The sequence below is a fragment of the Oceanobacillus limi genome (genome assembly GCF_900111445.1).
GTDB classification, from domain to species: domain Bacteria; phylum Bacillota; class Bacilli; order Bacillales; family Amphibacillaceae; genus Ornithinibacillus; species Ornithinibacillus limi.
This window is the reverse complement of the sequence record NZ_FOHE01000002.1, coordinates 188,239-200,697: the sequence shown is the minus strand read 5'-3', so window position 1 is coordinate 200,697 and position 12,459 is coordinate 188,239. Positions and strand designations below refer to the sequence as shown.

The 12,459-nt window shown below is 35.0% G+C and carries 16 protein-coding genes; 10 read left to right on the top strand and 6 right to left on the bottom strand.

Annotated elements, in window-relative coordinates:
* Positions 1–68: 68 nt before the first annotated feature.
* Genes BMX40_RS03340 through BMX40_RS03330 form a run of 3 tightly spaced genes read right to left on the bottom strand, consistent with a single transcriptional unit; the run spans position 69 to position 2,437 of the window.
* Entirely contained in the window at positions 69–1,754 is a 1,686-nt protein-coding gene (locus tag BMX40_RS03340; RefSeq protein ID WP_090866833.1) for a b(o/a)3-type cytochrome-c oxidase subunit 1, read from the bottom strand.
* A complete protein-coding gene (locus tag BMX40_RS03335; protein ID WP_090866831.1) occupies positions 1,754–2,257 on the bottom strand; it encodes a cytochrome c oxidase subunit II in 504 nt (167 codons plus the stop codon). The genes BMX40_RS03340 and BMX40_RS03335 overlap by 1 nt, the downstream gene beginning before the upstream one ends.
* A gap of 27 nt (positions 2,258–2,284) precedes the next feature.
* A complete protein-coding gene (locus tag BMX40_RS03330; protein WP_090866829.1) occupies positions 2,285–2,437 on the bottom strand; it encodes a cytochrome c oxidase subunit 2A in 153 nt (50 codons plus the stop codon).
* 235 nt (positions 2,438–2,672) lie between these two features.
* On the opposite strand from BMX40_RS03330, the gene BMX40_RS03325 reads away from it, so the two are divergent.
* Together BMX40_RS03325 and BMX40_RS03320 are read left to right on the top strand one after the other, a co-directional pair.
* Positions 2,673–3,758, top strand: a complete 1,086-nt coding sequence (locus tag BMX40_RS03325) for a type III polyketide synthase (RefSeq protein ID WP_090866827.1) — start codon at positions 2,673–2,675, stop codon at positions 3,756–3,758.
* Between the two features lie 17 nt (positions 3,759–3,775).
* Positions 3,776–4,285, top strand: coding sequence for an isoprenylcysteine carboxyl methyltransferase family protein (locus tag BMX40_RS03320; protein WP_342028664.1), 510 nt, complete (start codon positions 3,776–3,778; stop codon positions 4,283–4,285).
* An 83-nt stretch (positions 4,286–4,368) separates the two neighbouring features.
* Here the strand turns inward: BMX40_RS03320 and BMX40_RS03315 are convergent, their stop codons facing one another.
* A complete protein-coding gene (locus BMX40_RS03315) occupies positions 4,369–4,569 on the bottom strand; it encodes a cold-shock protein (RefSeq protein ID WP_090866822.1) in 201 nt (66 codons plus the stop codon).
* 355 nt (positions 4,570–4,924) lie between these two features.
* On the opposite strand from BMX40_RS03315, the gene BMX40_RS03310 reads away from it, so the two are divergent.
* Together BMX40_RS03310 and BMX40_RS03305 are read left to right on the top strand one after the other, a co-directional pair.
* Positions 4,925–6,595 carry a formate--tetrahydrofolate ligase gene (locus tag BMX40_RS03310; protein WP_090866820.1) on the top strand — a complete coding sequence of 557 codons (1,671 nt, stop codon included), beginning with the start codon at positions 4,925–4,927 and terminating at the stop codon, positions 6,593–6,595.
* The gene (locus tag BMX40_RS03305) at positions 6,596–7,192 is read left to right on the top strand and encodes an HD domain-containing protein (RefSeq protein WP_090866818.1); all 597 of its coding nucleotides are present in this window, start codon (positions 6,596–6,598) and stop codon (positions 7,190–7,192) included.
* A gap of 83 nt (positions 7,193–7,275) precedes the next feature.
* Here BMX40_RS03305 and BMX40_RS03300 read toward each other — a convergent pair whose 3' ends face one another.
* Together BMX40_RS03300 and BMX40_RS03295 are read right to left on the bottom strand one after the other, a co-directional pair.
* The gene (locus BMX40_RS03300; protein ID WP_090866816.1) at positions 7,276–7,638 is read right to left on the bottom strand and encodes a DUF2512 family protein; all 363 of its coding nucleotides are present in this window, start codon (positions 7,636–7,638) and stop codon (positions 7,276–7,278) included.
* Positions 7,639–7,743: 105 nt separating this feature from the next.
* Positions 7,744–8,754 (bottom strand): C40 family peptidase, encoded by a 1,011-nt coding sequence (locus BMX40_RS03295; RefSeq protein ID WP_090866813.1) that lies wholly within the window; start codon positions 8,752–8,754, stop codon positions 7,744–7,746.
* A 123-nt stretch (positions 8,755–8,877) separates the two neighbouring features.
* On the opposite strand from BMX40_RS03295, the gene BMX40_RS03290 reads away from it, so the two are divergent.
* The 6 genes from BMX40_RS03290 (at position 8,878) to tatC (ending at position 12,459) form a co-directional block, all read left to right on the top strand.
* The gene (locus BMX40_RS03290; protein ID WP_090866811.1) at positions 8,878–9,834 is read left to right on the top strand and encodes a thymidylate synthase; all 957 of its coding nucleotides are present in this window, start codon (positions 8,878–8,880) and stop codon (positions 9,832–9,834) included.
* A gap of 31 nt (positions 9,835–9,865) precedes the next feature.
* A complete protein-coding gene (locus BMX40_RS03285; RefSeq protein ID WP_090866809.1) occupies positions 9,866–10,354 on the top strand; it encodes a dihydrofolate reductase in 489 nt (162 codons plus the stop codon).
* A gap of 20 nt (positions 10,355–10,374) precedes the next feature.
* Complete coding sequence (gene mobA, locus BMX40_RS03280; RefSeq protein ID WP_090866808.1) at positions 10,375–10,965, top strand: molybdenum cofactor guanylyltransferase; 591 nt, start codon at positions 10,375–10,377, stop codon at positions 10,963–10,965.
* A 134-nt stretch (positions 10,966–11,099) separates the two neighbouring features.
* Positions 11,100–11,306 carry a twin-arginine translocase TatA/TatE family subunit gene (locus BMX40_RS03275; protein ID WP_090866806.1) on the top strand — a complete coding sequence of 69 codons (207 nt, stop codon included), beginning with the start codon at positions 11,100–11,102 and terminating at the stop codon, positions 11,304–11,306.
* 20 nt (positions 11,307–11,326) lie between these two features.
* Positions 11,327–11,524, top strand: coding sequence for a twin-arginine translocase TatA/TatE family subunit (locus tag BMX40_RS03270; protein WP_090866804.1), 198 nt, complete (start codon positions 11,327–11,329; stop codon positions 11,522–11,524).
* 173 nt (positions 11,525–11,697) lie between these two features.
* Complete coding sequence (tatC, locus tag BMX40_RS03265; RefSeq protein WP_090866802.1) at positions 11,698–12,459, top strand: twin-arginine translocase subunit TatC; 762 nt, start codon at positions 11,698–11,700, stop codon at positions 12,457–12,459.

Genomic DNA, 12,459 nt, shown 5'->3' with positions numbered 1-12,459 from the left:
TATATTTTGTGATTAAAAAACGACCCGTTAGGAATGGCTTTTTATGATATTAATTTTATATTAATTGCTTAATTATTACCAATTGGCCAATCGAATGGAACGGATCCCGGTGGTGAATTTTGAATGATATCTACAAATGGTATTGTGTAAGCAAATAATATTAATGCGATTGTTATACCGATCCATAGCTTCCAATTTTCAAAGAATTTAGGCGTTGGTTCTGCATTTTCTTCTTCGCTTGCAATCGGAAATTCCTCATCTCCTTTAGGGGCAAAGAAGGCTAATTTTACAAAGATGTATACCATTAAAATGATACCTATGAATAATATCGTACCACCGATCGCTTGAGCCAGTTGATATCCAATCCATTCCGTTACTTGCTCACCACCGGCATATTCGGAATAAGCGGAACGTCTTGGTGCTCCTAATAACCCTTGGATATGCATTGCACCTGACATAATAGACATACCAATAGTCCATACAATGGTTTGGATGATACCAAGTTTGTTTATACTTGGTGTTAGTTTTCTTCCGGTTAGATGTGGAATCAACCAGTAACTTATACCAAAAAATGTTAGCATGACAGTTGTTGCTACTGTTAAGTGAAAATGACCTGTCACCCATATGGTGTTATGAATGACCGCATTCATTTGGTGGGAAGCATTAATTAATCCACCCGCACCACCGGGAATAAATGCAAGCATCCCTACAAAAGGCGCTAGAAAGCGAACATCTTTCCATGGTAAGTGTTTGAACCAACCGAATAGACCTCCAAATCCTTTTCTGCGGCCAGTAATTTCGAATGTAGCAAACATAGAAAATGCAGTCATTAAACTTGGAATGGCAACCATAAATGTAAGTGCTACTTGAATGAATTTCCACGTTGCATCAATCCCAGGTTCCACTAACTGATGGTGGAACCCAACCGGAATGGAAAAGAACAAGAATAATACAAAAGACAGTCGAGCTAATGAGTCACTAAATATTTTTCCCCCAATTATTTTAGGGATAATAGCATACCAGGCCATGTAGGCAGGTAATAACCAAAAGTAAACTAATGGGTGTCCGAAATACCAGAACAGTGTTCTACTTACAAGTACATTAATTGTCTCAGCATAGCCTAATGACCAAGGTATGAATTGAATTAGTACAGTTGCAGCAACACCAAGAGATGCGATGAACCATAATAAAGTGTTAATGGTTACCATAAAAGCTAATAAAGGAGTTTTCTCACCAGGATGATCTTTTTTCCAAAGATATACTTGACGCCAATTGACAAAGCCAGCAACCCAGCTACCAACTACAACGAGTGCTAATCCAATATAAAAAATAGGGTGTGCCTTTAGCGGTGCGTAAAAGGTATACAATACACTTGCTTTTCCAAGTAGAATCATCGTGGCTGTCATGATTGTACCGATAACCATGATCCAAAACGCTAACCAAGCAACCTTACGTTGTTTCTGTGATATACCTACTGTTTTTCCCATTAAGGAAAAATGAAATCCAATGATAAAATAAGTAGTTAATACTAATCCAAGAATTACTCCATGTACGGTTAATACTTGATAATAATCAATTCCCCAAGGTAATGTAAATTTTCCAGAGCGTACAAACACCTGTAAAAGTCCCATTAGCCCACCAACAAATAATGAAATAAAAGCTACATACATAAAGGACATATATAATCTAGCTTCCGGTTTTCCAATTGGCAAACTTTCGATTTGGTTAGATAGGTTTAACTTTTTAATAGCCATTATTCATACACCTCCACGGTAGCGTACATCATGTGGTGACCAACACCACAGTATTCATTACATACAATAGTGTATTCTCCTGGATTATCTAATACGGTTTCTAAACTGCTAATATAGCCAGGCTCTACCATCATATTTACATTTGTCCCTGCAACATTGAATCCATGTACAACATCTGGAGTTGTCACTTGAAATAATACAGTTGATCCTTTAGGAATACGGATCTTTCTTACCGGTGCACCTTCTTCATGCACGCCAAGGTTATAATTGAATGCAGAAGCAACAATATTAACGATATATTTATCTTCTTCTACTTTCGTAAGACCTAAGTTCTCTGGTTGAAACGCTTCATGAGATTCAATGTTATTTGGATCGATCGTAGCTCCATGGCTTTGTGGATGTGTACCTTGCCAAAAGGCTCCATAACCAAGTATTAGTAAAAAAACAATTAACGACCCAATTCCAAATACGAGCCAAATTTTTTCATATTTGTGTAAATGCATTTTATTTCCCCCTTACTAATTAGGTTTTTATCTTGAAATAAACAACATAAATGCTCCAACCCAGCTTAATACTAAAAATAATCCTAGCAACATAACCGATATAAACGTGCCTTTTAAACTAGGACTTTCTTTTTCTGTTTTCACTTTGGTTTCTTGCTTCTTCTCGTGTAAATTACTCATGGTTTCAACTCCTTTTTTGGTAATCCGTTATGTTTTCATCATACACAATTTGGAAACCGAATTTATTGGTTTACCAGACGTTTCACAAATTGTTCAATTCCCTTAATATGATTGATTCGATTGGTTTTTCTAACCTTTTTGTTGAATAAGTATGTGAATACATTGTGACGAAAATCGTAATAATTTTTGAAAATGGAGGAGAAAATAAGCAATAAATATTAGTTAGGGTGAGGAAATGGCTTCGATTTGTTCCATTGGATTAGGAGTACCTAAATACAATTTATCTCAGAATAAAATTAAGGGGTTGGTTGAAAATATATTTACCTATTCAACTAGGGAAATAAATCGACTACTCCCAGTATTTGATAATGCAAATATTAAACAAAGACAGTTTGTGGTTGATCAAGAGTGGTTTACAAAAAGTCATAGCTTTGAAGAAAAGAACGATTTATATAAAAAGCTAGCAGTTTCCTACTCATTGGAAGCTATTGATAATTGTTTGAAAAATAAAGACTATTTAAATGAAGAAATTCCGTATGAAGCAATAGACATGATTGTATTCGTTTCTAGTACAGGGATTGCAACGCCATCTATTGACGTGCATTTAATGAACGAGCGTTCTTTTCGGCCAGATATCTCTCGGATGCCTTTATGGGGGTTAGGGTGTGCTGGCGGAGCAATTGGTTTGTCTAGAGCTTATGATTGGCTAAGCTCGCATCCTGATAAGACAGTTCTTGTAGTATGTTGTGAATTATGTAGTCTAACCTTTCAAAAAGATGATAGGAAAAAAAGTAATTTAGTGGGAACAGCGTTATTTGGAGATGGGGTAGGCGCTCTTTTGTTAGCTGGTGAAAAGTCTCCATATATTCATAAAACCCGAACGACAATACCTACGATAGTGAAGACAAGCTCCTATACGCAAAAGGATAGTATGTCAATCATGGGATGGAAGATTACAAATTTAGGATTTGAAGTGGTTTTTTCCAAAAGCATTCCTGCACAAGTAAGAACGATTTGGAAGGATCATGTAACTTCATTTTTGAAACGAACAAATAAAACGCCTGAACAACTCCATTCCTTTATTGCACATCCAGGAGGGAAAAAAGTGCTTGATGCAATGGAAGAATCGTTCGCTATACCAGAAGAAAAACTAAAATACTCCAACGAAGTATTAGCTAATCATGGAAACATGTCCTCACCTACCGTAATTTATGTTTTAGATAAATGGATGAAGGGATATGTTCCAAGGAATGAAAAAAGTATTATTTCAGCATTAGGACCAGGATTTAGTTCTGAATTATTAATGTTAGATTGGAATTGATGATAATGACGACGTGGATGTGGATTTTAATATTTTTCATTATTTGTCAACGACTTGTTGAATTAGTTATTGCGAAGCGGAACGAAAGATGGATGAAAGCAAGGGGGGGAATTGAAAAAGGGGAAGCCCACTACAAATGGTTTATCTACCTACATATTTTATTCTTCCTATCGATATTGATAGAGGTATTGATTCAAGATCGATCGTACCATCAATTAAATTATTTGTTCTTTTTTATTTTTGTGTTGGCTCAACTAGGAAGAATTTGGTGTATCCATACGTTGGGAAGGTTTTGGAATACGAAAATCATCGTACTACCAAGAGTGGCTTTAATAAAAAAGGGACCATATAAATATGTTAAACATCCGAACTATGTAATTGTTGCTGTTGAATTGTTCATTATTCCTATGCTGTTTGGTGCTTATTTATCAGCAGTTACATTTCCTCTACTACACATACTGTTACTAAAGATAAGAATACCTAGTGAGGAGAAGGCGCTGGCAAAGGCTACTTTATCTAAACCTTAAATGAAAGTGCAAACTTGTTCATCAAAAAAAGCGGTAATCCAAAAGATTACCGCTTTTATATGCTTCTTTATTTTTATTGTATTTTATTTCTTTTCAACGTTAGCTGCTTGTGGACCACGTTCACCTTCAACAATTTCGAAGCTTACTTCCTGTCCTTCTTCAAGGGTTTTGAATCCTTCACCTTGGATTGCTGAATAATGCACGAATACATCGTTACCATCTTCAACTTGAATAAAACCATAACCCTTTTCTGCATTGAACCATTTTACTACTCCGTTTTCCATCTAACTAATTCCTCCTAAAAACTTTCACGTAAAACGTGTTAATACAAATCAGATTTAACGAAATAAAAAAGGCAACTTTCCATAGAAGGTTGGATCAAAAATCATCCACTTCTATAGAAGTTGCCGTTCTTTCATGACCCAAATCTTCATTGCTTGTGTTTAATATAGCTTATTTTATTGTCACAGTCAAGAAATTATTATTTAACTAAACTGAATTATTAGTTAAAAATTGTACAATAAAATGAAGCACTTGCTTTCATAAGAAAGCGTTTAATAAAAGTATGTGTAGATATGTTCAAAATATACATAATGCGTTAAACTTATATTATCTTAGTGGTAAAAAGGAGGATTCACATTGCTGACAGATATCGAAATCGCACAAAGGGCGACATTAAAACCAATTAAGGACATTGCTCAAAGTCTGGGCTTGTCGGAGAATGATTGGGAGCCATACGGTCACACAAAAGCGAAACTTTCTGATCAAATTGTTGAAAAGTTATCGGATAAGCCAGATGGTAAAATTGTATTAGTAACTTCCATTAATCCAACCCCAGCTGGCGAAGGAAAATCAACGGTAACCGTAGGTCTTGGGCAAGCGTTAAACAAAACAGGAAAAAAAGCAGTTATTGCCTTAAGAGAGCCTTCCCTTGGTCCAGTAATGGGTATCAAAGGTGGAGCAGCTGGAGGTGGATATTCTCAAGTTCTCCCGATGGAGGATATTAATTTGCATTTTACTGGTGATTTACATGCCATTACAAGTGCAAATAATGCTTTAGCTGCAATGATTGATAATCATATCCATCGAGGGAATGAACTAAACATAGATCCACGAAGAATTGAATGGAAGCGTGTCATGGATATGAATGATCGTGCACTACGACAAGTTGTAGTTGGACTAGGTGGTCCATTACGAGGAGTACCTAGAGAAGATGGCTTTAACATTACGGTAGCATCAGAAATAATGGCTATTCTTTGTTTAGCAAATAATTTAAACGATTTGAAAGAAAGAATTTCCAACATTGTAGTAGGCTATACATATGAGGAAGAGCCAGTGACAGTTAAAGACTTGAAAGTAGAAGGCGCTTTAACTTTATTACTGAAAGATGCAATAAAGCCGAACTTAGTTCAAACAACGGAAAATACTCCTGCAATTATACATGGAGGGCCATTTGCTAATATTGCGCATGGTTGTAATAGTTTGATTGCTACAAAAACTGCTGCTAAATTGGGTGACTATGTGGTAACAGAAGCAGGATTTGGAGCGGATTTAGGAGCTGAGAAATTCCTAGACATTAAAACACGAGCTGGTAATTTTGAACCAGATGCTGTTGTCATTGTAGCTACTGTTCGAGCGCTAAAGATGCACGGTGGAGTAGCAAAAGATAATCTAACTGAAGAAAATGTGGAAGCATTAGAAGTGGGAATGGAAAATCTAGCTAAACATATCGAAACCATTGAAACGTTTGGGCTTCCTTATGTAGTAGCGATAAATAAATTTCCTACTGACACGGATGCGGAAACACGTTTGATTCAGTCATGGTGTGAATCCCGAGGAATCGAAGTTGCTTTAACAGAGGTTTGGGCAAATGGCGGTAATGGTGGGATTGAATTAGCAGAAAAAGTTATTCAAAAAACCCAATCAACGGATCATAATTTTCAGCGCTTGTATGAATTAGATGATTCAATAGAAAATAAAATTCGTAAGATTGCGCAAAAAGTGTATGGAGCAGATGATATTGAATTATCTGCAAAAGCCAAAAAACAAATAACACTTTACGATGAACAAGGTTGGTCGAATATGCCTGTTTGTATGGCGAAAACCCAATATTCTTTATCGGATGATCCATCTTTAGTAGGTAGACCAAAAGGCTTTTCTATTTCCATTCGGGAAATACGTCCATCTGTTGGTGCAGGATTTCTAGTTGTTTTAACAGGTGATGTTATGACAATGCCTGGACTTCCGAAGAAACCTGCTGCTTTAAATATGGATGTAAGCGATGATGGGAAAGCAGTAGGTTTATTCTAAATGACACAACAAGAGCAATTAGAAAAGATCAAAATCTATGTTCATGAACTTTTTTCGAATGATGCTACAGGACATGATTACTTTCATATGAAACGTGTCGCTCGATTGGCGAGAGAAATAGCAGAAAAAGAAGAGGCCGATGAATTTATAAGTGAAGCTGCTGCCTGGCTACATGACGTAGGGGATAAGAAGTTATTCTTAAATAGAGAGAAAGCGTTAGATGACATGAATCAATTTTTACTTGAGGTAAGTTTAACGAAAGAGCAAGTTAAGATGATAAACAGAGCTATTGAAGATGTGTCCTATAGCAAAGGGAAAATTCCTCAAACAATAGAAGGAAAAATAGTACAAGATGCCGATCGGATAGATGCCATTGGTGCAATTGGTATTGCAAGGACATTTGCTTACGGTGGAGCCAATGGACAATTAATTTATCATGATGATGAGACAGAACGGAGTGCTACTTCGATTCAACATTTTTATGATAAATTATTGAAGTTATGTGATTTAATGCATACGACTACTGCGAAAAATATTGCAGAACAACGACACTTGTTCATGAAAAAATATTTAAATCAATTTAAGATGGAATGGTAAAAAAGCAGTATGCTGGGTAATTCCTGCATACTGCTTTTCTTCATTAATGGATAGAAATAAAAGTTTTTATTTAAGGATTTATCTTATTCATAAACTGTTTCTTTTTTGGCTCTACCACTATTTATTAACCAATTATGCTGAAATATTTCAGTTACTGCTAATAAAGCACCTGTTAATACAGCCCCTAAAATCGTGATTTCTGCATTAACAAATAACATGGTACCAAAGTAAACAATAACAGTTGATGCTATAAAGTCCATAAAGATACTTAACCAATTGGTATCTTCACGGAGGATCAGTATTTCCATAAAATAACCAATGAAGGCAAGTATCACACCTAATACAATTGGTTGATACCAATAAGCATAATTAACGTTAGGAAATATCCATGAAGCAATAATAATACCTATCGGACATACAAGTAATTTAACTAATAAACCAGCCATTTTTAACACCACCCTACATAATCGTGTAAGGTTAGTATGTGAACTATAAATATGTTTATTCACAACAAATAGCAAAGCTGCATAACATAAATAAATATATGATTCCTAATGAACTCGCTTTGCACCTAGGTATCGCTGTTGCCAATATGAACTGTTTAGTTCATCTGTTGTTACGCCATTCGATGTACCAGCGTGAATAAATTTTCCATTACCAATATAAATACCCGCATGGGAAGGACCTGGTTTATATGTTTCAAAAAATACGAGATCACCTACTGATGGAGCGTCAACATGTGAGCCAAAATTCCAAATGTCATTAACGGTTCTTGGAATTTCTATATTTTGTTCTTTAAATATATACTGTAAAAACCCACTGCAATCAAATCCATTACGTGATGTACCTCCCCAAACATACGGAGTGCCAATCAATGATTGTGCTAACTGAATGACATTCTTGTGATTAGATCCTTTAACTTCAACTTTTTGAACATTTTCACTTTCCTTTTTAGAAGAGGAATTGTTTATCTCTTCTTCTACTTCTTGTTGTTCTGTTTCATACAGAGTTGATAGGCTTTCGGCCGTTACTTCATTAACTAAATCCATATCATGTTCTTCCTCGGCTTTTTCCAGTGCTTTTTTAGTGAGTGGCCCATATATGCCATCAATTTTTCCTTCGTAATACCCAAAAAACTGTAAAGACTCCTGAACAATTTTTACATCTTCACTATGCAAACCAGGGTAGATCGACTCTGATAAATGGTCCAGTTTCTTTAAATGTTCTTTTAGTTCAACTTGAATCAACGCATAGATTGTTTCTTGATCACCTTGGCCAGTGATTTCGATATTGTGATCATTTTGAAACTTTTTTAAGGCATGTTCCGTTAATAGACCTAAATCACCATCAATTTCATCATCATAATAGGATAATTTATTTAATTTTTGCTGAAGGACTTTAACGCTTTCACCATGGTCTCCAAATTTTATTTCTTCTGCTTCAAGCAATATCTTGTTTTGAAGGACTGGATACGCATCTACATAAACTGCGAACGGCTGACTAATGACATAGCTATAAAGAAACGTATGCTTGGCAATTCGTTCCACAGTACCGTTTAGCATGCTTTTATCCCCTTTCTTTATTGAATCTTCTTAACTAGATTTATGGCTAAAAAATTATTTTTATGAATTACGTTTATGTTACAATAAGATGAATAAAAGATATTCATTATGGGGGATAAATAGATGAACACTGGTGAACAAGCTTATCTAGACTTATGTACGCATATTTTAAATACGGGAACGAAAAAAGAAGACCGTACAAATACTGGAACTTATTCGGTTTTTGGACATCAAATGCGATTTGATTTGCAGCAAGGATTTCCGTTACTGACCACGAAGAAAGTCCCTTTCCGCTTAGTAGCAAGTGAGCTATTGTGGTTTATAAAAGGTGATACAAATATTCGTTACTTACTGCAAAATAATAATAATATTTGGAATGAATGGGCTTTTAAGAAGTGGATAGAAAGTGCAGAATATCATGGTCCAGATATGAATGACTTCGGTAACCGCAGTCAAACGGATGAACATTTTAAAAAGCAATACGATCATCAAATGGAGATATTTAAGAAAAAAATTCTAGAAGATGATGCCTTTGCAACTAAATTTGGAGACTTAGGATCTGTGTATGGGAAACAGTGGCGTGACTGGCGAACGTCTCGAAATGAAACAATTGATCAATTAAAAGACGTCATTCACTCCATTCAAACAAAACCGGATTCTAGAAGACACATCGTTTCCGCTTGGAATCCAGAAGATATTCCAACCATGGCTCTACCTCCGTGTCATACTTTATTTCAATTTTATGTAGCGGAAGGAAAACTTTCATGTCAATTATACCAACGTAGTGCAGATGTATTCTTAGGTGTACCTTTTAATATTGCTAGTTATGCATTGTTAACGCATATAATCGCACATGAATGTGACCTTGAGGTTGGTGAATTTGTTCATACATTCGGTGATGCGCATATTTATTCCAACCATATCGAACAAGTAAAGACTCAGTTAGGTCGGGACATACGTACAATGCCTAAGTTACAAATTAACAAGGAAAAAGAATCGATTTTTGATTTGGAATTAAGTGACTTTGAAATCATTGGCTACAATCCACATCCAACAATTAAAGCTCCAATTGCAGTATAAAATATTAATCTAGGGTAGAGGAGGGATTCAGTTGATTTCACTATTAGTAGCAATGGACCGTAATCAAGTTATTGGAGTAAATAATGATCTACCATGGCGCTTACCCAATGATTTAAAATTTTTTAAAGAACTAACAGTTGGGAATACGATTATTATGGGAAGAAAGACGTTTGATTCAATTGGTAGAGCACTTCCTAAACGAAGGAATGTCGTCTTATCACGTAACCAAATTTCTTTTCCAGAATCTGTTGAAGTTATTCGTGATATCGAAACGATTGTTGAATGGAATAATCAAAATCCAAATGAGGAGTATTTCGTTATTGGTGGCGCAGTACTATTTGAGCAACTATTACCATATGCTGATAGAATGTATATCACTTGGATTGATTATGATTTTTCCGGGGATACATACTTCCCAACTTTCTCCTTATCGGATTGGGAGCTAACCTCGAAAGTAAAAGGGGAGAGAAACGAAAATAACCCATATGACTATTACTTTTTACAATATGATCGAAACTAAAATGTATATGGGGGATTGATATGAAGGTTTGCAGTGTGGTTCTATCAGGTGGGAATTCTTCTCGAATGGGGACCAATAAATCGTTATTGAAATTAAACGGTAAGACGGTGATTGAGTCTATTATTAAACAACTGGAACGATGTAGTGACGAGATTGTAGTTAGCGCGAATAATAATAAGGATTATGATTTTCTTTCTGTCCCAATTATAAATGATCGATTTAACAATAAAGGCCCATTGGCGGGAATGGAAGCAGCGTTATATTATATAAAAGCAGACTATTACGTAATTGCTGCTTGTGACATGCCATTCGTTGATTCAAAAGTTTATCGCTATCTAATTAATAATATAGGTAGTCATGATGCAATTATCCCAGTATATCAAGGACGGATTCATCCGGTTTCGGGTGTGTTTAAGAGGGATGTACTACCACATATTCAACACTTGTTAAATCGTGATCAGTTGAGTATAAGGAAATTATTTAATCATATAAATGTAAAATTTATGGAGGAGTTTACTACGATACCTTCAAGCCAATTGGAAAATCATTTCTTCAATATGAATAAGCCCGCTGATTATGAGAAAGCAAAGTTCCTTTCTGGGTTGTTGTGAAAGATAGGATGAACATGTTAGAATGAAACAAGGAATAGCAAAAATATGAACATTATATGTATTTTTTTATATTACATAGATGGATCATGCCATTTGCATTATAATGAAGTTAATTATATAAAGAAGGTGTTTCTATGTTTTCTAGTATCGGTTTTCCAGGTTTAATATTAATACTAATTATTGCACTTGTTATTTTTGGCCCGAAAAAACTTCCAGAAATCGGAAAGGCTGCAGGGCAAACATTAAAGGAATTTAAAAATTCTACAAAAGATCTAACAGATGATGTCTCCGATGAAATTAAAGATGCAAAAGATATTGTTCAAGGTAAAGAAAATAAATAAGTCTTTGGGAGTGAACGTATATGTTTAGTAGCATTGGTGTCCCAGGGTTAATTTTAATACTTATTGTTGCTTTGGTTATTTTTGGACCATCAAAACTACCAGAAATAGGAAAGGCATTTGGTTCTTCCTTAAAAGAATTTAAAAATGCTACCAAAGATATTGTAGATGGAGATTCATCAAAGTCTAGACAAGATGATCACACATCCACTAGGAAATAATGTTCTAAGTAGTTGTTTATAATGTTAGATTTAACATGAAAGGTGTAAGGGATAAAACCTTGCATCTTCTTTTATGTTTATCGCCTTTAGATATTGTTCAAAAGACCGGTAATATCAGTTTGATTAAGAAAAGTATTGTATGTAGCTTTTGTTTATTAGTAGGAGTGTGAGTAATGGTACGTAAAGGCAAGGAAGTAAATGATAAGGAAATGAATCTTACAGGGCATCTTTCCGAATTAAGAAATAGATTAATTGTCACAATGATTTTTTTCGTTTCGTTTTTTGTGGTTGGATTTATCTATGTTGAGGAAATTTATCAATTCTTTACAGCGAATTTAGAGTTTGAATTAAGTATCTTAAGCCCAGGTGAAGCAGTTTGGTTGTATTTCACTATAGCTGGTTTGGTTGCTCTAGTTGGTACTCTCCCAATGCTAGCTTACCAAGTTTGGGCGTTTATTAAACCGGCATTGACTCCTAGTGAGCGTAAAGCTTCTTTACCATATATTCCAGCAATATTCCTTTTATTTATTGCAGGATTAGTATTTGGCTACATCATGTTTATTCATTTAATATTACCTTTCTTGTTAAGTTTAAGTGAAGGTATGTTTAATGAAATGTTTACAACGGAGAAGTATTTTAAATTTGTGCTGCGTGTAACACTCCCGTTTGCAATATTATTCGAAATTCCGATTATTTCCATGTTCTTAACTAGTTTGGGTATTTTAACACCAGAATTTATGCGAAAAACACGAAAATATGCCTACTTTGTGTTAATCATTATTGGAACAATGGTAACACCACCGGATTTGATACTTCCAATACTTATTGCCATTCCTTTAATTATTTTGTATGAAGTGAGTATTTATTTTTCCGGTGTTGTTTATCGCAAAAAACTTGCGAAGCATGAAGAATTTATGAATCAGGATACGGTTTAA

Bases quoted from the DNA above. Each gene is read 5' to 3' on its own strand.
- BMX40_RS03335 (WP_090866831.1), bottom strand. From the start codon at position 2,257: ATGCATTTACACAAATATGAAAAAATTTGGCTCGTATTTGGAATTGGG.
- BMX40_RS03270 (WP_090866804.1), top strand. From the start codon at position 11,327: ATGTTTAGTAGCATTGGTGTCCCAGGGTTAATTTTAATACTTATTGTT.
- tatC (WP_090866802.1), top strand. From the start codon at position 11,698: ATGGTACGTAAAGGCAAGGAAGTAAATGATAAGGAAATGAATCTTACA.
- BMX40_RS03295 (WP_090866813.1), bottom strand. From the start codon at position 8,754: ATGCTAAACGGTACTGTGGAACGAATTGCCAAGCATACGTTTCTTTAT.
- BMX40_RS03340 (WP_090866833.1), bottom strand. From the start codon at position 1,754: ATGGCTATTAAAAAGTTAAACCTATCTAACCAAATCGAAAGTTTGCCA.
- BMX40_RS03275 (WP_090866806.1), top strand. From the start codon at position 11,100: ATGTTTTCTAGTATCGGTTTTCCAGGTTTAATATTAATACTAATTATT.
- BMX40_RS03320 (WP_342028664.1), top strand. From the start codon at position 3,776: ATGTGGATTTTAATATTTTTCATTATTTGTCAACGACTTGTTGAATTA.
- BMX40_RS03300 (WP_090866816.1), bottom strand. From the start codon at position 7,638: ATGGCTGGTTTATTAGTTAAATTACTTGTATGTCCGATAGGTATTATT.
- BMX40_RS03325 (WP_090866827.1), top strand. From the start codon at position 2,673: ATGGCTTCGATTTGTTCCATTGGATTAGGAGTACCTAAATACAATTTA.
- mobA (WP_090866808.1), top strand. From the start codon at position 10,375: ATGAAGGTTTGCAGTGTGGTTCTATCAGGTGGGAATTCTTCTCGAATG.
- BMX40_RS03330 (WP_090866829.1), bottom strand. From the start codon at position 2,437: ATGAGTAATTTACACGAGAAGAAGCAAGAAACCAAAGTGAAAACAGAA.
- BMX40_RS03315 (WP_090866822.1), bottom strand. From the start codon at position 4,569: ATGGAAAACGGAGTAGTAAAATGGTTCAATGCAGAAAAGGGTTATGGT.
- BMX40_RS03290 (WP_090866811.1), top strand. From the start codon at position 8,878: ATGAACACTGGTGAACAAGCTTATCTAGACTTATGTACGCATATTTTA.
- BMX40_RS03305 (WP_090866818.1), top strand. From the start codon at position 6,596: ATGACACAACAAGAGCAATTAGAAAAGATCAAAATCTATGTTCATGAA.